General features: G+C 29.4%; 16 protein-coding genes, 2 pseudogenes and 1 riboswitch. Of the genes and pseudogenes, 3 read left to right on the forward strand and 15 right to left on the reverse strand.

Annotation, left to right across the window (positions count from 1 at the left end; genetic code table 11):
* Window positions 1–116: 116 nt before the first annotated feature.
* The 3 genes from ACWPW7_RS00960 to ACWPW7_RS00970 all read right to left on the reverse strand — a co-directional run bounded on the left by ACWPW7_RS00960 (window position 117) and on the right by ACWPW7_RS00970 (window position 5,145).
* The gene (locus tag ACWPW7_RS00960) at window positions 117–701 is read right to left on the reverse strand and encodes an ECF transporter S component (RefSeq protein ID WP_454052035.1); all 585 of its coding nucleotides are present in this window, start codon (window positions 699–701) and stop codon (window positions 117–119) included.
* 94 nt (window positions 702–795) lie between these two features.
* Window positions 796–910: riboswitch (FMN riboswitch) on the reverse strand.
* 1,029 nt (window positions 911–1,939) lie between these two features.
* A complete protein-coding gene (locus ACWPW7_RS00965) occupies window positions 1,940–2,473 on the reverse strand; it encodes a hypothetical protein (RefSeq protein WP_454052036.1) in 534 nt (177 codons plus the stop codon).
* A gap of 512 nt (window positions 2,474–2,985) precedes the next feature.
* Window positions 2,986–5,145, reverse strand: a complete 2,160-nt coding sequence (locus tag ACWPW7_RS00970; RefSeq protein WP_454052037.1) for a Tex family protein — start codon at window positions 5,143–5,145, stop codon at window positions 2,986–2,988.
* 291 nt (window positions 5,146–5,436) lie between these two features.
* Here ACWPW7_RS00970 and ACWPW7_RS00975 point away from each other — a divergent pair, with 291 nt between their 5' ends.
* The 3 genes from ACWPW7_RS00975 (at window position 5,437) to ACWPW7_RS00985 (ending at window position 8,741) form a co-directional block, all read left to right on the forward strand.
* Window positions 5,437–6,774: a M28 family metallopeptidase gene (locus ACWPW7_RS00975; protein WP_454052038.1), complete on the forward strand. Its 1,338-nt coding sequence runs from the start codon at window positions 5,437–5,439 to the stop codon at window positions 6,772–6,774.
* 251 nt (window positions 6,775–7,025) lie between these two features.
* Window positions 7,026–7,475, forward strand: coding sequence for a hypothetical protein (locus ACWPW7_RS00980; RefSeq protein WP_454052039.1), 450 nt, complete (start codon window positions 7,026–7,028; stop codon window positions 7,473–7,475).
* Window positions 7,476–7,586: 111 nt separating this feature from the next.
* On the forward strand, window positions 7,587–8,741 hold the full coding sequence (locus ACWPW7_RS00985; protein WP_454052040.1) for a ribose-phosphate pyrophosphokinase: 1,155 nt from the start codon (window positions 7,587–7,589) through the stop codon (window positions 8,739–8,741).
* A 200-nt stretch (window positions 8,742–8,941) separates the two neighbouring features.
* On the opposite strand, the gene ACWPW7_RS00990 is transcribed toward ACWPW7_RS00985, so the two are convergent.
* The 12 genes and pseudogenes from ACWPW7_RS00990 to recD2 form a co-directional block, all read right to left on the reverse strand.
* Window positions 8,942–9,115: a hypothetical protein gene (locus tag ACWPW7_RS00990; protein ID WP_291565440.1), complete on the reverse strand. Its 174-nt coding sequence runs from the start codon at window positions 9,113–9,115 to the stop codon at window positions 8,942–8,944.
* A 275-nt stretch (window positions 9,116–9,390) separates the two neighbouring features.
* Window positions 9,391–10,707 carry a histidine--tRNA ligase gene (gene hisS, locus ACWPW7_RS00995; RefSeq protein ID WP_454052041.1) on the reverse strand — a complete coding sequence of 439 codons (1,317 nt, stop codon included), beginning with the start codon at window positions 10,705–10,707 and terminating at the stop codon, window positions 9,391–9,393.
* A 543-nt stretch (window positions 10,708–11,250) separates the two neighbouring features.
* A protein-coding gene (gene prfB / locus ACWPW7_RS01000; RefSeq protein ID WP_454052042.1) for a peptide chain release factor 2 occupies window positions 11,251–12,355 on the reverse strand; the annotation gives its coding sequence in 2 pieces (ribosomal slippage) (window positions 11,251–12,276 and window positions 12,278–12,355; 1,104 coding nt in all).
* A gap of 2 nt (window positions 12,356–12,357) precedes the next feature.
* Window positions 12,358–14,862: a preprotein translocase subunit SecA gene (gene secA, locus ACWPW7_RS01005; protein ID WP_454052043.1), complete on the reverse strand. Its 2,505-nt coding sequence runs from the start codon at window positions 14,860–14,862 to the stop codon at window positions 12,358–12,360.
* Between the two features lie 318 nt (window positions 14,863–15,180).
* Entirely contained in the window at window positions 15,181–15,711 is a 531-nt protein-coding gene (hpf, locus tag ACWPW7_RS01010) for a ribosome hibernation-promoting factor, HPF/YfiA family (protein ID WP_291565433.1), read from the reverse strand.
* 479 nt (window positions 15,712–16,190) lie between these two features.
* The gene (locus ACWPW7_RS01015; protein ID WP_454052044.1) at window positions 16,191–16,667 is read right to left on the reverse strand and encodes a BclA C-terminal domain-containing protein; all 477 of its coding nucleotides are present in this window, start codon (window positions 16,665–16,667) and stop codon (window positions 16,191–16,193) included.
* A 408-nt stretch (window positions 16,668–17,075) separates the two neighbouring features.
* A complete protein-coding gene (locus ACWPW7_RS01020; RefSeq protein WP_454055560.1) occupies window positions 17,076–17,501 on the reverse strand; it encodes a collagen-like protein in 426 nt (141 codons plus the stop codon).
* Window positions 17,478–18,662 (reverse strand): annotated as a pseudogene (locus ACWPW7_RS01025) (hypothetical protein); the annotation flags it as partial. The pseudogene ACWPW7_RS01025 and the gene ACWPW7_RS01020, both read right to left, overlap by 24 nt.
* Window positions 18,663–19,172 (reverse strand): annotated as a pseudogene (locus tag ACWPW7_RS01030) (DNRLRE domain-containing protein); the annotation flags it as partial.
* A gap of 489 nt (window positions 19,173–19,661) precedes the next feature.
* Window positions 19,662–20,339, reverse strand: a complete 678-nt coding sequence (locus ACWPW7_RS01035) for a ComF family protein (protein ID WP_454052045.1) — start codon at window positions 20,337–20,339, stop codon at window positions 19,662–19,664.
* Window positions 20,312–21,319: a hypothetical protein gene (locus tag ACWPW7_RS01040; RefSeq protein WP_291565423.1), complete on the reverse strand. Its 1,008-nt coding sequence runs from the start codon at window positions 21,317–21,319 to the stop codon at window positions 20,312–20,314. Before ACWPW7_RS01040 ends, ACWPW7_RS01035 begins: the two co-directional genes overlap by 28 nt.
* Window positions 21,320–21,334: 15 nt before the next feature.
* Window positions 21,335–23,545 (reverse strand): SF1B family DNA helicase RecD2, encoded by a 2,211-nt coding sequence (recD2, locus tag ACWPW7_RS01045; RefSeq protein WP_454052046.1) that lies wholly within the window; start codon window positions 23,543–23,545, stop codon window positions 21,335–21,337.
* Window positions 23,546–23,636 lie beyond the last annotated feature (91 nt).

Below are 23,636 nucleotides of genomic sequence, written 5' to 3' on the forward strand. Positions count from 1 at the left end.
AAATTTCTCAGTAAGTAAAAAATCCTTTTAGAATATTTATTATTTTTTAACAGTGACTAAAATATTAATAAGATAATATAACTCATTCACGACATATAAAAAGCTAGGATAAAATCCTAGCTTATTTTTCTATCTAATTTTTTAGCCATAGGTTCCACTTTAAATATTGATACAGAAACTCTTTTATATAATATAAATGTAAGTGCTGAAACTATTACTGCTTTTATTCCATTGAATGGCACTATTCCATACATTACATATTTTATTAGTTCACCTTGTGGCATATCTGGCATATATAGTGGAATTAATAAAAATACATTAGCAAGCACACCTACTATCTCCATAGATATAAGACCTACACTCATTGAAATTAATGCTGTTTTTATAGTTTTATTCTTATGATAAATATATGCTGCTGGACAAACTAATGAAATCCCAATTAAAAAATTTGCTAATTCTCCAATAAATCCAGTATGAGTTCCTTTTAGTATTAATATTAATACATTCTTAAAAGCTTCTATTATTACCCCAGCTAATGGTCCAAAAGCAAATGCTCCCATTAATGCCGGTACATCACTAAGATCCATCTTAAGCCATGGAAAAGTCGGTAATACCGGAAAATCAAAATACATAAGTATAAAAGCAATTGCTGATAATAATGAAAGTTTAATCATCTTATCTAATGTAAAATTTTTTCTCATTTTAAATACCTCCCAAATTTATACAACTTCTAGGAATCATATAAAAATTAAAAAACCTGACATATAAAAATACGTCAGGGCAGAATAATTCTTACACAATCTTCTTTCATCCAGACTATACTGTCGGCTTCGGAGTTTCACCGAATCATGCCTCTCGGCTCGCGGGCTTTACCGCCGGTGGGGACTTACACCCCGCCCTGAAGAGTATCAAAATATTTTTTTCACAATCTAATTATATACCAAAATCAAAAATTCCTCAATAGAATAATGATAATTAGTTATAATTATTTGAATATTTATTTAGATTTTGTCCCATAATTTAGATATAACAATTTAGATACAATATTATATACGTAATTACCTCCTCTGTATATAGGGCTTATTAAAGCTTACGGGAGGTGATATAATGGGTAATATCATCCTTTGCATCGTGGTTCTTTCAATAACATCAATAACCACAATAACTATATTAGCTATTTTCTGTTACAAACAAGAGAACATTAAAACGCTAATGAAAAACAAAAATGATATAAAAAATAATAAAATTTCATCAGATTTTAGGCATCTGAAATAAATAACCAGTCAAAGATGCGACGAATATTTTGTGTCATACAAAGAGGAAGGTTCCACTGATAGTGCTACTATCAGTGGGTTCTAACAATGAAGTGTGGCACAAAATAGTCTAGCATACTGACTAGTTATTTCTTGAAGATGCCTATTTAAGATAGATAAAAAAATAGTAAATAACTTCTACCAAAAGTTATTTACTAAAACTCATTTATTGCGTATATAATCGAGCTAATTACAGAGCTCTATAATCCTCTCTCCTATATTATGTCACTTTCTTTTAAAAACATACATATTATTGATTATTTTTTAATTTAAAGTATATAAATCAAATAGGCCATAAAGCTTCTAATCATATTTTATATCTAATAAAAATCAGTTTTCATAGATATAAGTACTATTGATTTCGCAATTCACAATGCACGATTCATAATTTTGGATATTTCTCAGCAATAGCTGAGAAATTTAAAATTAATTTATCTTTGGAGTTATGAAGTAATTTGAAAAGAAAAAAACTAGCAATTGTATTGCTAGTAAAAAAATTAGTTAAAGAAATTAGTTTTATTAAAACTAATTTCCACCAAAATTGTCAATTGTCCATTTTCAATTCTCCATTGATTAAAAGTAGTCTATCTATATTCCAGCTTAAGCAATATCTACAATAAATTTATCTATTCTATAAATACTTTAACTGTACTTCCTAATTTGTTATACTTTGAAGATATTTTAATTAAATTTTCTATGTACACTAAAAAGTTCGTGTTATTCTCAAGAACCATTTTTCCCTCTTTAAAAAAGGTTATACATTCATAGCAAACTCTAATATCATATTTTGAGTCAACATATATATGTTCAAGTACACTACCATGACCGAGATTATCATAATTTCTTTTTTTAGCTAAACTTACTAATTCTTCAAAATCTTCACATTCTCTTATAGGATTTAAAACTTCTTCTTTTAATTCATCTTCTAAATTATAGAATTGAAATTGAGTCTTTAAAAAATCTTCTATATTTTCTATTAATACTTCCTCTTTTAATACATATAGTATAATTTTTTCTGATTCTTTTTTATTATACAAACTCATATCAATTTTTTCATCTAACGCTCTTAAAACTTTATCAACTTCTAAATTACTATCTTCAAAATCTGGTTTGTAAATTATAATATTATAACAAATTCCACCTTGTAAATATGCTCCCATATTAACTCCTTCCTCATTTCTATAACTAGGCATCTTCAGCAAAATATTCGTCCTATATTTAACTAGTTATTTTAGACACTCTATTATTTTATATAAATTTAAACCTTTTAATAAATTCTCTTTTTACATAACAAAATATAAAATACTCCTTTTAAGTGATGAAATCAATATCGAAATTTGTCTATTTTAACTTAATTATCTTCTTAATTTTCTATTTGAATTTATCAAAGTCTATTTCCGTAAATTTATATCTATTTTTGATATATTGCTCAATTATTCACCATTTTGCTCTTTAAAACTAAAGATTGATAATATAAAAATTTTAAATCTATGTAAACAATTTTAAATCTATGTAAACATCTATATTGTATGGTAAATTAAAGAAAATAATACAGGTAGAAAATATTTTGATTATTTTTATATTAAACTAAGAAGATTTTAAAAAGACTTATAATAAAATTTGAATTTATACAAATTTTATTATAAGTCTTATTTAAGTATTTATTTCTTCATTACTTTCTCATAGATAGTGATATTCTTTTTCTTTTTTCATCTACTTCTAGTATTCTAACTTCTACTATATCTCCTACTTTAACTACATCTAGTGGATGCTTTACAAATTTATCACTTAATTGACTTATGTGTACTAATCCATCTTGATGCACTCCTATATCTACAAAAGCACCGAAGTCTGATACATTTCTTACTGTGCCCATAAGTATCATTTCAGGTTTCAGTTGAGACATTTCAATTACTCCGCTTTTAAATATTGGTTTTGGAAGCTCCTCTCTTGGATCACGACCTGGCTTTTTAATTTCTTTTATTATATCTTTTAATGTAGGAACTCCTACCTCTATTTGTTCTGCTAAAGATTCTTCACCTATAGTTTTAACTTTTTCATCTATATCCTTAAGCTTAAATTTCTTTAATTCTTCTTTACTATAACCTAAAATATCCAATAATTTTTTTGCTGCTTTATAACTTTCTGGGTGAACAGATGTATTATCAAGTGGATCCTCACTTTCCATAACTCTTAAGAAACCAGCACATTGTTCAAAAGCCTTAGCACCTAATCTTTTTACTTTTAAAAGTTCTTTTCTATTTTTAAACTTACCATTTTCTTCTCTATAGGCTACTATATTTTGTGCAATGGTAGAGTTTACTCCTGAAATATAAGATAATAATGAAGGTGTGGCTATATTTAGATCTACTCCTACATTATTAACACAATCCTCAACTACGCCTTTTAATGATTCATCTAATTTTTTAGGAGTTACATCATGCTGATATTGCCCTACCCCTATAGATTTAGGATCAATTTTAACTAGTTCTGCTAGGGGGTCTTGAAGTCTTCTTCCTATAGATATAGCCCCTCTTACAGTTACATCTAGGTTAGGATATTCCTTAGTAGCAAGCTCTGAAGCAGAATATACTGAAGCCCCTGCTTCTGAAACTACTACATAGTATATATCCTTTCCATTCTCTTCTTTTACTTCCTTTATAACCTGTGCTAAAACCTCTTCTGATTCTCTACTAGCAGTACCATTTCCTAGAGAAATAACATCAACATCATATTTTATAGCCATTTCTTTAAGGATTTTTATAGATTTTTTAATACTATCTTCACTGGATGCTGTAGCATAAACAGTAACATTATCTAGAAATTTCCCTGTTTCATCTAATATTGCTATCTTACATCCTGTTCTAAAGCCTGGGTCATATCCCATAACAGTTTTTCCTTTTATAGGTGAAATCATAAGTAGCGCTTTTAAATTTGCTTTAAATATATCTATAGCACCATTTTCACCTTTATCTGTAAGTTCTGAACGAATTTCTCTTTCTATCGAAGGATATATTAATCTTTTTAAACTATCCTCTACAGACTTTTCTATAAATTCATCAGTTATACTATTATGTTTTAAAGTTTGCCTTTTTAAATATTCTATAATCTTATCCATATCACAGCTTATTTTAACAGAAAGTATTTTCTCTTTTTCTCCTCTGTTAATTGCAAGTATTCTATGAGAAGGAATGGATTTTACAGCTTCACTATATTCATAGTACATTTCATAAGGTGTAGTTTCTTCACTATCTCCTTTAGTTTCAATAATGCCTTCATTAAAAACTAAAGTTCTTATATACTTTCTATACTCAGCTACATCAGAAATCTTTTCACTTATAATATCCTTAGCACCATTTAGTGCATCTTCTATAGCGTTTACACCTTTTTCTTCATTTATGAACTCGCTAGCTAAAGCTTCTATATCTCCTTTAAATTCACCTTCAAATATAGCTTCTGCTAATGGAGTTAATCCTTTTTCTACTGCAATAGTAGCTCTTGTTCTCTTTTTAGGCTTAAATGGTCTATAAATATCTTCAATTTCTGTTAATGTTTCAGCTTTTATAAGAGATGTCTTTATTTCTTCTGTAAGCTTTCCCTGTTCATCTATAAGCCTTATAACATCTTCTTTTCTTTCTTCTAAATTTCTAAGATAGTTAAGTCTTTCTGAAAAGCTTCTTAAAACTATATCGTCAAGACCTCCTGTTCTCTCTTTTCTATATCTAGCTATAAAAGGAACAGTGTTACCTTCATCTAACATTTCTATAACATTATCAACTTGACTTTTACTTAAACCAAGTTCTTTTATAAGTTTCTCATTAATACAATTCATTCATTTACCTCCATTATTAATTCTTTAAAAAACTACTAATATAATTCACAACTTAATTTAATTCACAGTTCACAATGCACAATTATAGATATTTCTCAGCGATTACTGAGAAATTTAAAATTGATCCTGTAGCGGCGAACAGTGTTCGCCACATAATAGAAATTATTTTGCTAAAAATAATTTCCTCCTTAATTGTGAACTGTGCATTGTGAATTATCTATACACTTCCTATCATACCTTATTATACACATACATATTATTAATAAGAAATATTTTTATTAGGAGAGTGTTATGAAAAAAATTATTGTACGCTATCTACTTTGTGTTTCCCTTGTTTTGTCTTCCTTAAGTTTCCAAAATTATTTTAACATATATAACTTTAATACTTCAAATGTTAAAGAAACTATAGCATATTTATCTCATGATGATTTAAAAGGAAGATTGGCAGGAACCCTAGAAAATCAAATAACTGAAAAGTTCATAAAAGATAAATTTATAAAAAATAATTTAATTCCTTTTGATGATTCTTTTTTACAATCTTTTAGCATTAAATATCCTAAAGTATTAGAGGATGATCCTTCATTATTAGTAATGGATAGTAATAATAATATAATTGAAAAATTTGATTATGGAGTAGAGTATAAAGAAGATTTTATTAACTTTAAAGTAAATGAAGCAACCTTTGATAAAAGTCATATTAAAAATAATAATAATGAAACCTTAGTTATTAAAACTGATAATGCTTCAATAGTGTTTTATGCTACAGATACTGATGACTTAAACTTTAGAAGTTCTTTTATGGTTTATTCTCCTTTTGATTTATATATAAAGATGAAGATGCAAGAGTTAAAAAGATTAAATGATTTTTTAAATATGGGTAATTCTATATATGTATATATACCTTATGAAATTTCTCAAGCTAATGTAAATAATGTTATGGGATATATAAAAGGTGCTGATAGTAAAAAAAGTCCTATTATTTTATCTTGCCACTTCGATCATATGGGACAAGATATCTTAGGAAATGTTTATAATGGTGCCTTAGATAATGCTTCCGGTACTGCTTTTCTTTTAGAAATGGTAAATTATATTCAAAAGCTAGGAAAAGCTGATAGAGATATTTTATTCGTAGCCTTTAATGCAGAAGAGTTTGGTTGTATTGGTTCAAATGAATTTTTAAATAAATATAAAGATAAAATTGCAGAAAGCAAGCTTTATAACTTTGATATGATAGGGAGCCTTAAAGGTGTACCTCTTTGTATTATGGGTGGGGATAAAGATACTAAGGAAACTTCACTAATAAAAGATTTATCTAAAATTTTTGAAGAAGAAAAAATATACTTTAATTATCTATTTGAAAATTCTAGTGACCATGAAGGTTTTAGACGAAATAATATAGAAGCAGTAACATTATCAGATTATGATTTATCTAGAATTCATACTCTTGAAGATAAAGTTGAATATATAGATGAAGATGCAATAAAAAGATGCTTTAACGTAATATCTCAGGAATTAATTAAAAATTATTATAAGTATAATCCTTTAGTTTATTATAATAAACAAGTATTTACAGGATCCATATTAGGTGTATTTTTATTTTCTTATCTTTATAGAAAACATGAACATTAAATAAGAATTTTTATTCTAATAAAAGTAACTTTTTAAATTATATCGTTGACTAGCAATAAAATTGCTAGTTTTTTATTATAAGAAAACATGTGATAGCCTAATGCTTCTTTATAATGGTGCACACCTCTATAACTTATTAGTGTTTTAAAGGATAAATACAATTTATAAAGAATAAATAACTATACTACAGTACTTTTAAATTATTCTATTATATTTTATTTGAAAATTATCAAGCTATGAGAGGTTGAACTATGATTCTAAAAACATTGAATTTTTTATTGATTTTATTAGCAGTTTTAGTGCTAATAGATATATTTAAAGGAATAAAAAATGTGAAGAATAAAACTAAGATTTATGTTATAGAAAGTATAGCCTTATCTTTATTAGTAGGCTCTTTATTGTATATCATAGTAGATAAAATTTCCTTTAACCATATATCTTATATTGTATATGCTATAGCAACATTGTCTTATTTAATAAAACTATCAATAGAATTGTTGCATAAAAAAAATAATTCTAAACATTATGTATTGCAAAGTATTTTAAATATACTATTAGGAATATTATTTATTTTTGATAGAGGATTATATATTTATTACAATAAATACAATTCTCATTTAGGTACTATAGTATTTTTCTTGCTTATAGCTAAGCTATATGCTTATTTAATCTTTGGAGGAGATGAAATAAATAACGAATAATTGTAAATTATAGTATTTTAGAGATTATATTTTTAATTTCTTAAACACCTAGATTGAAAATTAATACAAAAGAAAAGTAAAGAGCTTTTAATACTTAAAGGAGATGATATTATGAATATAAACTCACCAATCTCTATTCCTCATGGACAATTAGGAATTATAGCCTTAGAAAGTAGTGGTGAACTAGGCAATAAAATTGATAGTTATTTAATAGAAAAAAGAAAAAATGACTTATACGATAATTTCAATGATGGTAATACTTGTAGAAAATCTTATCTCATTCCTACTAATGAAGTTCGCTTCTCTAATGGTGAAGGTAAAGTCGTATTAGAAGATACTGTACGAGGTAAAGATATCTATATATTATGTGATGTTGGAAATTATAGTTGCACCTATGAAATGTTTGGATTTAAGAATCATAAAAGCCCAGACGATCATTTTCAAGATATAAAGAGAGTTTTATCTGCAATAGGCGGTAAAGCAAGAAGGATTACTGTTATAATGCCACTAATATATGCTGGAAGACAACATAGACGAAAGGTTAGAGAGTCATTAGATTGTGCTATTGCCCTCCAAGAGCTAGAAAGATTAGGTGTTGGTGATATAATTACCTTTGATGTCCATGATCCTAATGTTCAAAATGCTGTACCATTAATATCTTTTGATAATCTTTATCCTACATATGAAATTCTTAAAACTTTTATAAAAGAAGAAAAAGATTTGCTTATAGATAAGACAAAAATGCTTGTAATAAGTCCTGATACAGGTGCAATGGATAGAGCTATCTATTACTCTAGTGTACTTGGTCTTGATATTGGTCTTTTCTATAAAAGGCGAGATCATTCAAAAGTAGTTAGTGGTAAAAATCCAATTGTTCAACATGAATATATAGGTAGAAGTATAGAAGGACAAAATATATTAATTGTTGATGATATGATTTCTTCTGGAGAATCTATATTTGATATAGTAACAGAACTTAAAAAGCACAAAGCTGAAAAAATATATGTATCAACAACCTTTTCATTATTCACTGAGGGTATTGATAAATTTAATGAGTTTTACGAAAAAGGATTAATAAATAAAGTATACTCAACAAATCTGACCTACATTCCTCAAAATGTTAAAGATTCTAAATGGTTTAAAGAGGTTGATATATCTCAATTTATAGCAAATATAATAGATAATTTAAACTATGATAAGTCAATTAGTCCATTATTGGATGCAACAAAAAATGTTAAGGATCTTTTAAATAGTACGAAATCATAATAAGAATGAAAATCTCCATTTAAGAAATTTAAGATCCTATTTCTTAAATGGAAATCTTTATAATTAAATTTAAAATAAATAACTTCTTTACTACCATAATAAAATTCTAGTAAATATACTTAGTTTATCTATTAACATTTGGCAATCACATGACTTTAAAACTTTTTAATGCATTGTTTCATCATCTTCATTTTCTAAAATTAATTATTAATTTTATCTTTACTATTTATTTTTTCATCTATATAAATATCAAGGGCTTTAATCCCTCTACGAGCAAGTTTAACAAACAATATAAAACCATATACTCCCATAACAATTGTACATAAAATAACTATTATATATACAATTGACATTAATGTAACAAGAACATTCAAAACTATTCCCCCTTAAATTCCATTTAACATCTATATTCTGTCATCTCTAGAAAAACACCTTTTAAAAATCCTATAAATTCCTTAATATAGTTTAAAATATCCTTATAAAATAATGATTTAGAATAGTTTCAAATTATATTAACCTTATTTTTTTAACCTTACCTTATTTTGTATGTTACTAATAGTAATATTTAAAATAAGGAGTGTAAAAGAAAATAATAGATTATTATTTCCTTTTGCACTCCACATATAAATTTGAAATTCTTATTGTTTATCTAATTTTTAATCTTTTCTATTATTTTATCAAGAGTTAACTTATACTGATTTCCAGTATTCATATCTTTTAAAGTTAATATATTACTTTTCACTTCTTCACTTCCAATTAAAATTATATTTGATATACCTAGTTTATTTCCATAATTCAATTTCTTAGATATTTTTCCTTCCTCAAAATACACCTCAGAAATAATTCCTTCCTCTCTTAGTTTACTAGCAACATTAATAGAATAATCTAGAGAATCATCTACTGGAATTACTAAAACCTCTGTTAATGTTGAAACTCCTTTACTTTCTATAATTCCAGCTTCTTTTAGTTGATAAAAAAGTCTTGTAAGACCAATGGATATCCCAACCCCTGGAAGTTTCTCCTTAGTATAATATTCTGCTAAATTGTCATAACGACCACCAGAGCATACAGAACCAATTTGTGGATACTTATCTAGCATAGTCTCAAAAACAGTACCTGTATAGTAATCTAATCCTCTAGTAATCTTTAGATCTATAATAAAATTCTTATCTGATACTCCAAAGCATCTCATATAGTGGATTACTTTTGAAAGTTCTTCTACTCCTTCAATATAGGAAGTATTTGAAATCTCTAGCTTCTTAAGAGAATTTAATATTTCATCATTATTTCCTTTAATATTAATAAACTCGATAATTTTTTTAATATTGTCAATAGGAATATCTATTTTTTCTAATTCTGACTCAACTGCCTCTGTACCAATTTTGTCTATTTTATCAACAATTCTTAAAGCTTCTACTTTATTTAAAACTTTAAAATGCTCAAAAACACCATTCATTATTTTTCTATTATTTATGTGTATTTTAAACTCTTTCAATCCTATTTCATTAAATATAGAAAAAATTATACTTGGAATTTCTGCATCATTTATAATATTTAATTTTCCATTACCAATAATATCAATATCACATTGATAAAATTCTCTAAATCGTCCCTTTTGATTTCTCTCTCCTCTATACACCTTTCCTATTTGATATCTACGGAATGGAAAAGTTAAGTCTGACATATGCTCAGCTACATATCTTGCTAGTGGAACTGTTAAATCAAACCTTAAAGATAAGTCACTACTTCCTTTATTGAATCTATAAACTTGCTTCTCTGTTTCTCCTCCCCCTTTAGCTAATAAAACCTCTGATTTTTCAATCACCGGCGTATCCATAGGTATGAATCCATATCTCTCATAAACCTTTTGTATTTTTTCAAGGATTTTATTAAACAATATTTGATCTTGTGGTAATAATTCCATAAACCCTGGTAGTATAGATGGTTTTACAATTTCTTTACTCATTATTTTCCCTCCAATAAATTATAAATTTTTATAATAAAAAAACCCTATAGGTGCTGTACCTATAGAGCTGATAATTTAGTATTTATCTTATCATCACCATAGTTACAATATCCTAGTAACATTAATAGACTTGTATCTATGGCTAATTTTTTTCCATAAATCAAGTCTTAATAATGATGATGATGAATTGTGTAATTTATTAACTGATATTTTAAAATCACAGTTATTCCTCCTGAATCAAAATTTAGAATATTTTAACATATATTTTGCATATATGCAAGTTGAAGTTATACATCTTAAATGAAATAACTAGTCTATAGGTGAATTATGTTGATCTAATATTATAGAAAATAGATTACATAATTATCTTTTAAAGATATCCACATACTAATTCTATAATATTCATTTATAACCTCTATAGTTCTTATCCATAAAACTTATCTTCTTTATCTTTAATATAAAAGAAAATAATGAAATAAATATATTAATTATTTTTTTATATAAAAATAATACCTCTAGGTAAAGTTCCTAGAGGTATCATTTCTATTTGTTTTGCTTTAAATATCCAGTTATAAACTCATCAAGTTCTCCATCCATCACAGCATTTATATTCGCAGTTTCTACACTTGTTCTATGGTCTTTTACTAGATTATATGGATGAAATACATATGAGCGTATTTGACTACCAAAACTGTTATCTTTAACTTCTCCAGTTAAATCTTCTATTTTATCTTTATGTGCTCTTTCTTTTAAATCGATAAGTTTTGCTTTAAGCATTTTCATGGCATACTCTTTATTAGTATGCTGGCTTCTTTCATTTTGACATTGAACTACTATACCTGTTGGTATATGCATGATTCTTATAGCTGATTCTGTTTTATTAACATGCTGTCCTCCAGCCCCACCAGATCTATAAGTATCGATTTTCAAATCTTCTGGCCTTATTTCAATGTCTTGGCTCTCAGTAAGCTCAGGTAAGACTTCGCATCCAGCAAAAGATGTTTGGCGTTTACCATTAGAGTTATATGGAGATATTCTAACAAGTCTATGGACACCTTTTTCAGCCTTCAAATATCCATAGGCATATTCTCCACTTATTTTCAAAGTAACACCTTTAATTCCCGCCTCATCTGCCGGTATATAATCTAATACTTCAACCTTAAAGCCCTGTTTTTCACAATATCTTGTATACATTCTATAGAGCATTTCTGTCCAGTCTTGAGCATCATTACCACCTACACCGGTATGAAGGGCTACAATAGCATTATTTTTATCATACTCACCAGATAGTAGTATTTCTATTTTAAACTTATCAACAATATCACTTAATTCCTTAAATTCTTTTTTAATTTCTCTGTAAGAACTTTCATCCTCTTCTTCTATACTAAGCTGTATTAAAACTTCCAAATCTTCAACTTTTTCACTTACTGAATCAAATTTTTCTATTTTATCACTAATAGCCTTAGCATTTTGAGTTATCTCTTGAGCCCTATTTACATCATCCCAAAAGTTTTGTTCCTGCATTTTCATCTCTAATTCATGAAGATTTTTTTTAAGAGATGCAAGGTCAAAGAGAAACCCTCACTTCCGCTAAATTTTCTTTAAGATTATTTACTTCATTTAATGCTTCTTCTAATTGTAGTATCAATATTATTCTCCTCTTCCACAACAGTTTTTATATTTATGTCCTGAACCACATGGGCAAGGGTCATTTCTATTTGGCTTTTCTTTCTTTTTCAAAGGCACTTTTGTCAGTGAACTATCTTCATTAGTTGAAGTTTCTTTAGCTACTCTTTCTCTTTCTGGTGCCTTTTCTATTCTCACATGGAATAAATATTTAACCGTTTCAACTTTAATATTCTCGATCATTTCATCAAACATATCGCTACCTTCCATTTGATATGCTTGAGATGGATCTTGCTGTTTATACGCTCTTAAGCCTATACCTTGTTTTAAATGATCCATATTATCTATGTGATCCATCCATTTAGAGTCAACAACTTTAAGAAGTATAACTCTTTCTATTTCTCTCATTTGTTCTTCGCCAAATACCTCTTCCTTATAATCATACATTTCTTTAGCAACTTTTAAGAAACTTTCTTTAAGCTCATCATTTGACATTTTCTCAAGCTCTTCGAAGGTGTATGTTCCCTTTTCTATAAATAACTCTTCCATGTAGCTTATAAGATTTTTAAGTTCATCATCAAAGGTTTCCTCAACGCCACTAATATGAGATTTAACTGCTGATTCTATAACATCTTCTATCATGCCTTGAATTTGATCTTTTAAATCTTCTCCAGTAAGCACTTTCTCTCTTTGACTGTAGATAATTTCTCTTTGTTTATTCATAACGTCATCATACTTAACAACATTCTTTCTAATATCAAAGTTATTACCTTCAACTTTCTTTTGTGCACCTTCTATAGCATTACTTACCATCTTACTCTCTATAGCATCATCTTCTGTTAGCCCTAGTTTTTCAATAACTCCTGCTATTCTTTCAGAACCGAAAATTCTCATTAAATCGTCTTCCAATGATATGTAGAATCTTGATTCACCTGGGTCTCCTTGACGACCTGAACGTCCTCTAAGCTGGTTATCTATACGTCTAGACTCGTGTCTTTCTGTACCGATTATTTTTAGTCCTCCAAGGTCTACAACACCTTCTCCAAGTTTTATGTCAGTACCACGTCCAGCCATGTTAGTAGCTATTGTTACCATGGATTTTTGTCCAGCTTGAGCAACTATTTCCGCTTCTTTTTCATGGTATTTAGCATTTAACACCTGGTGCGGTATTCCTTTCTTTTTTAACATCATAGATAATATCTCTGACTTCTCTATACTTACAGTACCAACAAGTACTGGTTGACCTTTTTTATAAGTTTCAGCTATTTCATTAACTATAGCATTATATTTTCCTTGTACAGTTTTATATATAGTATCTGGCTGATCTTTTCTTACAACAGGTCTATGTGTTGGTATAACAATAACGTCTAATCCATAAATTTCTCTAAATTCACTTTCTTCTGTTTGTGCTGTACCTGTCATACCTGCTAATTTTTTATACATTCTAAAATAATTTTGGAATGTAATTGTTGCAAGAGTTTTAGACTCTTTTTCTACTTTAACATTTTCTTTTGCTTCTATTGCTTGGTGAAGACCATCACTATATCTTCTACCTTCCATTAGCCTTCCAGTAAATTCATCAACTATTATAACTTCACCGTCTTTAACGATATAGTCTTTTTCATTTTTCATCATATAGTTAGCTTTTAGCGCTTGAACTACGTGATGTTGAATATCCATATTCTCTGGATCTGCATAGTTTTCAACATGGAAATATTTTTCTGCTCTTTCAACACCTTCATCTGTTAATATAACAGAGTTAGCCTTTTCATCTTTTGTATAATCTGATTCTTCTTTTAATGATTTTACAAAGAAATCTGCAACTCTATAAAACTCTGTAGATTTCTCTCCTTCACCAGATATAATGAGCGGAGTTCTAGCTTCATCTATTAATATAGAGTCAACCTCGTCAACTATAACATAATTAAGCTCTCTTTGAACCTTTTCTTCCTTATATACAACCATGTTATCCCTTAAGTAATCAAATCCAAACTCATTATTTGTTCCATAAGTTATATCTGCACCATATTGTTCTTGTTTTTCAGCTTGACTTTGTCCATGAATAATAACTCCAACTGTAAGTCCTAAAAATTCATGAACTCTTCCCATTTCATCCCTATCTCTTTTTGCAAGATAGTCATTAACTGTAATTATATGAACGCCTTTACCTGTTAAAGCATTTAAGTATGCTGGAAGAGTCGCCACTAAAGTTTTTCCTTCTCCAGTTTTCATTTCTGCAATTCTTCCTTGGTGTAGTATAATTCCACCAATTAACTGAACGTCATAATGCCTTAGGCCAAGAACTCTTTTAGATGCTTCTCTTACCACTGCTGCTGCTTCAGGTAGTATATCATCTAAAGTTTCACCGTTGTTAAGTCTATTTTTAAACTCTTCTGTTTTTGCTCTTAATTGTTCATCATTTAGTTTCTCTATATCTGCTTCTAATTCGTTTATTTTTTTAACTATAGGCATAATATGTTTTATTTCTCTTTCACTATATGTTCCAAAAATCTTTTCAAAAAGTTTCATGACCGTCATCCTCACTCTTCATCTAAACTTTGATTTATGTATAACTGGTTTTAGCAACTACTGATATTATAACATATAAAAATTATAGCCCAAATAAGCTAATAATAATATGTAGTAAATTCATCTTTATGTTTAATAGTAAATAAATATGCACTTTAAAATTATAGCATTTATTTATATTTCCTTCAACTTTCTGTGTTATATTATTCAAAATTATTAAAAAAATAATGTAAATTTAATTTAACATTTTAAAAAAGAATTGGAACAAAATTAAATTAAAGCTGGTAGAGTGTCTACCAGCTTTTTATATATTAAATATTAAAATTGTTGTTCTATTAAACCATAATTTCCATCTTTTCTTTTATATAATACATTAACTTGAGATGTTTCCCCATTCTTATATACAAAGAAATCATGTCCTAAAAGTTCCATTTGAAGAATTGCCTCTTCAGTAGACATTGGTTTTATTGCAAATCTTTTAGTTTTAACTATTCTAGGTTCAACATTATCATCGTCATAAACATAATCATCTATATTATGAAATCTTAATGAATCGCCATGATTTTTTCTTTGCAATTTTGTTTTTTGTTTTCTTATTTGTCTTTCAATTTTATCTAAAACTAAATCTATTGCTGCATACATATCTTCATTTTTCTCTTCAGCTCTCAATGTCACACCATTAAATGGTATTGTAACCTCTATTTTATGTTTATTTCTTTCAACACTTAAGGTTGTATTAGCCACAACATCCTCCGCAAAGTACTTGCTTAACTTTGAGATTTTCTTGTCTACCACTTCTTTTAGTGCCTCTGTTAATTCGATGTTTTTACCTATTGATTTTACTTTCATAATTACAACCCCTTTCTAGAGTTTGTAGCACTCATGTTCCATATTTAGTTTGTATCAATATTGTAATACTTATGCTGATTACTTTCAATTTAATTTTTTTGAATTTTTTGAAACATAAAGCTAATATCCCTCTACATGTCTTTTACTCTCTTTCACATTATATTTTTCTATAGACTTTTACAAATGCAGTTTATTTATAATTATGATATAATAATTATATGCGTGGGTATGAGAAAATATAGCATAAGACGCACTAAGTTCTTATTACTTTTCAGTGCTATTATGCCTTTTTTAAGCATTATAAATTGCATATAGATATTTTTATTATAATCTATGTTGAAATTTTTTAATTATTAATATGTAAAAACTATTTAATGAAAATAATTTTAATTAGATTAAAAGTAAAAAATTTTTTTTTTTTTTAAAAATAGCTCTTTGTAAGTTCAAAGAGCTATTTTAAATTTATATAAAATATTATATTATCTTAATTGCTTAACTGTTAGTGAAATTGATACTGTTGATGCTAATGATAAAGTTACCGGAATAAGCGAGTTATTAACTATAGTTATTTGATCTCCTGCAGCTAATGTTAAAATTCCCTGTCCACTAACCTCTCCTGTTGCTACTAGAACACTATAATTAATATTAGTTTGAATTGTACCATTTACCGCAATTGCAAAGGCTGCATTAACACCTATAGTTGTAGCAACTATGAACTCAACTTCATAATCACTAGCATTATTCACTGTTACCTGTGCATTTCCTGGTGTATGAGTCAATCCTACAACCACACCATTATTTGTTAATGTTAAGCTGGCTCCTCCTAAAAATACTTCTAGTCCAAGGGCTGTACCTGGTGAGTAAAAATATCCATAACTGGTTATTCCAGCTCCAGTTAGATCATTTGGCCCAGTTGCTCCTGATCCGCATGAACCTGTTGCTTTATGCAGTGCCAAGTATAGACAAAAAAATAATTTTAATTTTTTCGCAAACGTTGCTCTTTTTTCTTTCAGAAAAGCATTTCTTTATAAGCGCAGACAGCACTTTATCATAAAACCCCACATCAATACCGGTTTAATATATCCGCCATTTTGCTATAGTCTTTGTACAGTTTTGTTTTCATAATATAATTCTACACCAATTTGCAGGCTCTTAGGAATCTGCTTTTTGGTTTCTAAGCATAGAGATTGGGCTATCTCAATGCTTTACTTTTGAGACAGCCCCATTATTTTTATTAGGTTTTTAAGGATTATAATTCTTTCACACATCGAGTCTTTGTAGTGCAGTTTTGATCTATTTGATTTAGGATATTGTTATTATATATCCTTGACCAGCTTGCTTGCAAAGAAATTTACAAGTATGGTTTAGCTAATCTTTTGAATCAATATAGAGGCATTGGCGTTAATTTGTGTTCCGCCTGCTAGCGTTTGCAAGGTAACTGCCGCAGCACTTGTATGATTTCTCAAAGTTAAAACATCACCTGCTGCTGCAGTGACAATTACCATACCTGGGTTTGGCTGAGTTCCGGCACCAGACCCATAAATAGCCCCGGCAACGGGAGCCCCATTTTGGAAAACAGCAAACTGGTTTGGTTCTACACCAGCAGCATTAAACCAGACAGCATAATCTCCCGCAGTGCCAATAGTAATTGTAGATGTTCCAGGTGTATGGGCAATCGTACCTACAATAACACCGTTAGTACTAAAGATTATATCTGCTTCTAATGCAACAACTTGAGCTAGTAGATTATAAATATAGGCATATTCAGATAATCCCTGAGTACCAGTCACTCCTGTTGCTCCCGTTGAACCCGTCGCTCCTGTTGGACCTATTGGACCGGTTGGGCCTTGTCGTTCCTGTTGCACCAGTTGCTCCTGTTGGACCTATTGGGCCTGTTGCTCCTGTTGCCCCAGGTGTACCTGGCGCTCCTGGAGCTCCATCTGCTCCATCTGCTCCAGCTGGTCCTGGAGGACCTGCTGGACCGGTTGCTCCTGGAGCTCCATCTGCTCCTGGAGCTCCAGCCGCTCCTGCTGCACCAGTAGGACCTGTCGGACCGATTGGACCAGTTGCTCCTGTTGCTCCTGTTGGACCAATTGGACCTGCTACCAGTTGCTCCTGTTGCTCCTGCTGGACCTGCTGGTTGTTACCGGTTGCTCCTGTTGCTCCTGCTAGGCCTGTTGACCGGTTGCTCCCGTTGCTCCTGCTGGACCTGCTGGACCTGCTGGACCTGTTGCTCCTGTTGCTCCTGCTGGACCTCTGTTGGTACCGGTTGCTCCTGTTGCTCCTGCTAGGCCTGTTGGGCCGGTTGCTCCCGTTGCTCCTGCTGAACCTGTTGGACCGATTGGACCTGTTGCTCCCGTTACTCCTGTTGGACCTGTTGGACCTATCGCTCCTGCTGGGCCTGTTGGACCGGTTGCTCCAGTTGCTCCTGCTGGGCCAATTGGACCGGTTGGGCCTGTCGCTCCTGTTGGGCCTGCTGGACCAGTAGGACCTGTTGCTCCAGTTGCTCCTGCTGGGCCTGCTGGACCGGTTGGGCCGGTTGGACCCGTTGCTCCTGCTGGGCCAATTGGGCCGGTTGAGCCTGTCGCTCCTGCTGGACCTGTTGGACCGGTTGGACCGGTTGGGCCTGCTTGGCCTGCTGGACCTGTTGGACCTGTTGCTCCAGTTGCTCCTGCTGGACCGGTTGGACCGGTTGGGCCCGCTTGGCCTGCTGGACCGGTTGGACCTGTTGCTCCCGTTGCTCCTGCTGAACCGGTTGGACCGGTTGGACCTGTCGCTCCCGTCGCTCCCGTTGCTCCCGTTGGACCGGTTGGACCTGTTGGACCTACAACACATTGTATGCAGTGATTACAATGATTACAATGATTATGACAACATCCTCTAGAGATACTTCTTTCTCCATACTCTTCTAATTCATCATCTTCATCATAATAATAAAATTCAACTTCAATATAAGGTGAATTGTCGCTCCTACTTGAATCATATTGTATTAAAGTAGCCGTATCATTTTCTAATCCAACTAAAGTCATTCCATAATTAGGATACTTATTATTAATCCATCCATTTACAAATGAAGTAATATCAAATTCAATATAAGAATCAACTTTTACATCATCCATAGTAGTACAATAGAAATCTTCAGAATAACTTGGGGAATGATTCCAAGTAGCTAGATAATCATCAAAATCTTCTACATTTCTATAAAGTCTAATATCTTCATTAAATAAGTGCATGTCTAACTTATGACTTACATATAAATATAAAGAGGCTTTTTCTATTTTTACATTCTCATTCTCAAAATCACTAAAATCAAATTTTAGCAATGATCTAAACAATTTATTGAATGGTTGAGTTATCGATTTATTACCTGTAAATAAATATCTTACATTTGAAAAATTAGCATTAAAAAACTGTGATGTCACAAAAATATCCGCTTTAGGATACAATGTTATATTATTCATATATATATCCCCCCTATCATATTTATTTTATGCTTAAATCTATAAATTGGTTATAGTTATTTATACATTTATGATAGTAAGTATCTTAAATAGAATAACCTTTATTTTTAGTAAAATTTATTCTATTTAAAATCTAAATTATTTTTCTATTTTAACTAAATTACTTTAAAAATTATAAGTTACATAAAAGGATTATTATGTTTTAAAACTTTTAATTATATTTTTCTTAATAAAAAATAATGCTATGTATACAATATTGTACACATAGCATTATTTTTAAGCCGTTTGACCTGGTCTTTGACCCCACACTCGCCTGCTGGAGCTTTCGCTACCCAGATTTACCCTCTCACTACTAACCCTCTCGTTTTTCACGGCAGGACTTACTTCTAAGCCGCACCATGCTCATTAAAACTTTGTTTAACTTACGTGGATCGTTTTGCCTGCGACTGGCATCGACTTTCAACCACAAACCCGACTCATATTTTATTATTATACTACACTTTTTGAAGCAGTCAAGATGTATACTCTTCCAGCTCCAAATTTTTTTAATAATTTTACACAATTTACAGCTGTGGCCCCAGTAGTTATAACATCATCAATTAATAAAATATTTTTTCCCTTAATACATAACTTCTCATTAAACTTAAAACAATCACAAACATTGCTCCATCTTTCTTCCTTATCTAATCCTATTTGATCCTTAGTTTCTTTGAATTTTTCTAATATATCTAAGCAAGGTTTATTAATTTTAGAAGATGCTACCTGAGCTAGAAGTTTAGCTTGATTATATCCTCTTTTTCTTCTTACATTTTTACTTATAGGTACAAAAGTAATTATATCAACTTTTAAAGCTTCTTTCTCAATTAAATCACTCATATAATTACCTAAAAGCTCTGCTGCTAAATAATTATTAAAATATTTTAAAGACAATACAAGTTTTTTAATAATGTCATCATGCTTTGCTATAATATAGCATTTATATCTCTTATTTTCCCTTATTATATAAAAACTCTTATTAATAAACTTTATTTTGCTTTCACAACTATTACATATTATTTTATCTTTAGTATAAGATTTACATATAATGCATTGTTCTTTCGTCGGATATATTACTAAAGATATACAATGTATTAAATATTTTAAAACTTTAAAAATCCTTCTTCCCACGCTTTCCTATTTAATTCTCTCATTATAAATTTAGCCTTATGTATATCTTGTGTTTCTTCTTTACAAAGAAAAATCACTTCTCCTCGTTCTAATGATTCCGCTCTTTCTACCTTACTTGTAATATAAACTAGAGTTTTATAATCATAAATTTTATCATCTGCAAAAAATACTATTACATTAATATTATTTAAATCTTCATGAAACTCATCATAATCATCGGTAATTAAAATACTATTATTTGAAAATAAAAATTTTTTAACATATGTCTTATCTTTTTTGTCTTTTATATGGTAATATATATTTTCTGTTAATTTTCTTTTTAATTTATCCATATAACTATAAATATTTAGAACTTTAACCTTATCTGGTACATATATTATAGTTCTTCTATTTAAAGATATAGCCCAAGTTAAATATTCATAAGCTGCTAATGGTAAATCTTCATTTATGTTAATTCTCGTAGTAATTACTCTTGGTTCAATTAGTGGTGTTTTATTCTTATTCATAGGAAAATATATATTATCATCCTTTAAAAACACAGATTCAATAGAATATGAAATAGCTATTCCACTATCACTACAAAGCCCAATTAGAATTCTTTCTATACTCTTTTTATCTTGAAGTGGCATATATCCTAAATCATCAAAGATAATTAAATCATATCTATTACCTAAGTATAATGCCCTATTATAGTTACATATAATCATCTTATCTTTAACTTCCTGTGATGAGTCTTTTAAATACACATATTTTTCTTTATTAATATGATTTAGAATCTCTATTTTATCTTCAACTTCATTAGTTATATACACTATAGATTTACTATTATTTAAATAATAGAATATGGTAGCTAAAAAAATTGTAGCTGTATTATAAAAATAAGAAATAACATTTAATCTATCATGTTTATTTCGACAATATCTTAATATATCTTGACTTACTTCTTCCTTACCTCTAAACATGTTTATATTTATAGCCATAGTTATCTCCTCAAATCATATATCAAATATTTCTTCTATTCTCCATTTTAGTCCTGAATATCTTTCAAAAGTTCTATCATTATCTTTCATAAAACTAATAGCTTTTTGCGAACCTACAAGAACAACCATTTGTTTTGCTCTGGTTATACCTGTATATAATAAGTTTCTATTCATAAGTAGTGGTGGCCCCATAAACATTGGCATTATAACTACAGGAAATTCACTACCTTGACTCTTATGTATAGTTATTGCATAGGCAAGTGTAAGTTCATCTAAAAATACAGAGTCGTACTCTACAATTTTATCATCTTCAAAACTAACTACAACTGTATCATTTTCTTCTTTAATATCAATTATATAGCCTACATCACCATTAAATACCCCAACACCAGTAGCTTCGTCTTCTGTATTATATTTATTCCACTTTAAAGTATAATTATTTTTTGTTTGCATTACCTTATCACCAATTCTAAAAACTATATCTCTAAATTCCTTTTCCAATTTATCTTTTGATTGAGGATTTAATATATTTTGAAGCTCTCTATTCAAATTATCTATTCCAACTATACCCTTTTTCATAGGAGATAAAATTTGTATGTGCTTTGTTTTATCCCATGATCTATTAAATTTGGGAAGTCTAGTATTTATTAAAGATATAATTTGTTCTAATATCTTTTCTGTATCATAACATTCTATAAAATAAAAATCGCTACCTTTTTTATTTAACATAGGCATTTTACCATCATTAATTAAGTGAGCATTTACTGTTATCATACTTTCTTTACCCTGTCTAAATATTTCATTAAGTCTTACAGTCCTTATAGAATTACTCTCTATAATATCTCTAAGCACATTTCCTGGACCTACAGATGGAAGTTGATCTACATCTCCTACTATTATTAATCTTGTGCCCAATGATATTGCTCCTAAAAGGTTATTCATTAAATTAATATCTATCATTGAAGCCTCATCTACTATTAGAACATCACATACAAGAGGACTACTTTCATCTCTCAAAAGTTCAATACCTTCTTCTCCTGCACCTATCTCTAAAAGTCTATGAATAGTTTTGGCTTCTCTTCCAGTAGCTTCTGTCATTCTTTTTGCAGCACGACCTGTAGGCGCAGCCATAAATACCTTCATACCAGCCTTTTCAAATATGCTAACAATACAGTTAATTATTGTAGTCTTTCCTGTGCCAGGACCTCCTGTAATAACTTCAACCCCATAAGATATTGCTCCTTTTATAGCCTCAATTTGTGATTTTGCAAACTTTAAATTATTTTCTTTTTCAAAAGACTTTATTTCCTTTTCTCCATTAACCTCTAACTCATCATAGGAATTTGATGCAAGTTCAACAATTTTTCTTGTTACACCCAATTCTGCATAAAGATATGGAATAGTAAAAACTGCACTTTCTCCATATATATTCTCTATCTTTAATTTTCCTTCTAAAACACTATCATATACGGATTTTTGAATGTTTTCTTCATCAACAGATAAAATCTCTTTACACCTAACAATAAGCCTCTCTAATGGCATATATGTGTTTCCTAAAAGGCAAAATTCATTTACAACATATCTTATTCCACTTTTAATTCTAAAAGGAGAATCTTTATCTATGCCTAAATTTTTTGCTATATTGTCTGCTGTTTTAAAACCTATTCCTGATATAGTTTCTGTTAATATATATGGATTTTCTTTAACAATTCCTACAGAATTTGCTCCAAATCTTTTATATATTTTCATACATTGATTAGCGGAGATTCCATAGGTTTGAAAAAAAATCATAATGCTTCTAAGTTCTTTTTGTGAGGAATAAGATTTCATTATAAGTTCAATTTTTTTCTCCCCTATACCATTAATTTCTCTTAATCGCTCTATATTATTATCTAAAACTTCTAAAGTTCTTTCTCCAAAAAAATCAACTATCTTTTTTGCAGTAACAGGTCCTATTCCTGAGATAACCCCACTAGCTAAATACTTCTCTATCCCTAAAATACTACTTGGTAAAATTTCTTCAATACTTAGTACTTTTAGCTGTTCACCAAATTTAGGATGAATTACCCACTCTCCAGTTACCTTATAATGCTGACCTTCACTAATATAAGGGATTATACCTACAATAGTTTTTTTAATATTACCATTTCTTATATTGGCAATGGTATAACCATTATCCTCATTTTTAAAGACAATATCATCTATTATCCCTGTTATATCTGTCATGAAAATCTCTCCTAAAAATTCTTCTTTTGATTAATTATAACATAGCCCCTTATAGGGTTTCTAATTTTAAACCCAATATATAGATAAATCT

It is taken from the genome of Clostridium sp. Marseille-Q7071, assembly GCF_965112025.1.

Bases quoted from the DNA above. Each gene is read 5' to 3' on its own strand.
- ACWPW7_RS00960 (WP_454052035.1), bottom strand. From the start codon at position 701: ATGAGAAAAAATTTTACATTAGATAAGATGATTAAACTTTCATTATTA.
- ACWPW7_RS00965 (WP_454052036.1), bottom strand. From the start codon at position 2,473: ATGGGAGCATATTTACAAGGTGGAATTTGTTATAATATTATAATTTAC.
- ACWPW7_RS00970 (WP_454052037.1), bottom strand. From the start codon at position 5,145: ATGAATTGTATTAATGAGAAACTTATAAAAGAACTTGGTTTAAGTAAA.
- ACWPW7_RS00975 (WP_454052038.1), top strand. From the start codon at position 5,437: ATGAAAAAAATTATTGTACGCTATCTACTTTGTGTTTCCCTTGTTTTG.
- ACWPW7_RS00980 (WP_454052039.1), top strand. From the start codon at position 7,026: ATGATTCTAAAAACATTGAATTTTTTATTGATTTTATTAGCAGTTTTA.
- ACWPW7_RS00985 (WP_454052040.1), top strand. From the start codon at position 7,587: ATGAATATAAACTCACCAATCTCTATTCCTCATGGACAATTAGGAATT.
- hisS (WP_454052041.1), bottom strand. From the start codon at position 10,707: ATGAGTAAAGAAATTGTAAAACCATCTATACTACCAGGGTTTATGGAA.
- secA (WP_454052043.1), bottom strand. From the start codon at position 14,862: ATGAAACTTTTTGAAAAGATTTTTGGAACATATAGTGAAAGAGAAATA.
- hpf (WP_291565433.1), bottom strand. From the start codon at position 15,711: ATGAAAGTAAAATCAATAGGTAAAAACATCGAATTAACAGAGGCACTA.
- ACWPW7_RS01040 (WP_291565423.1), bottom strand. From the start codon at position 21,319: ATGGCTATAAATATAAACATGTTTAGAGGTAAGGAAGAAGTAAGTCAA.
- recD2 (WP_454052046.1), bottom strand. From the start codon at position 23,545: ATGACAGATATAACAGGGATAATAGATGATATTGTCTTTAAAAATGAG.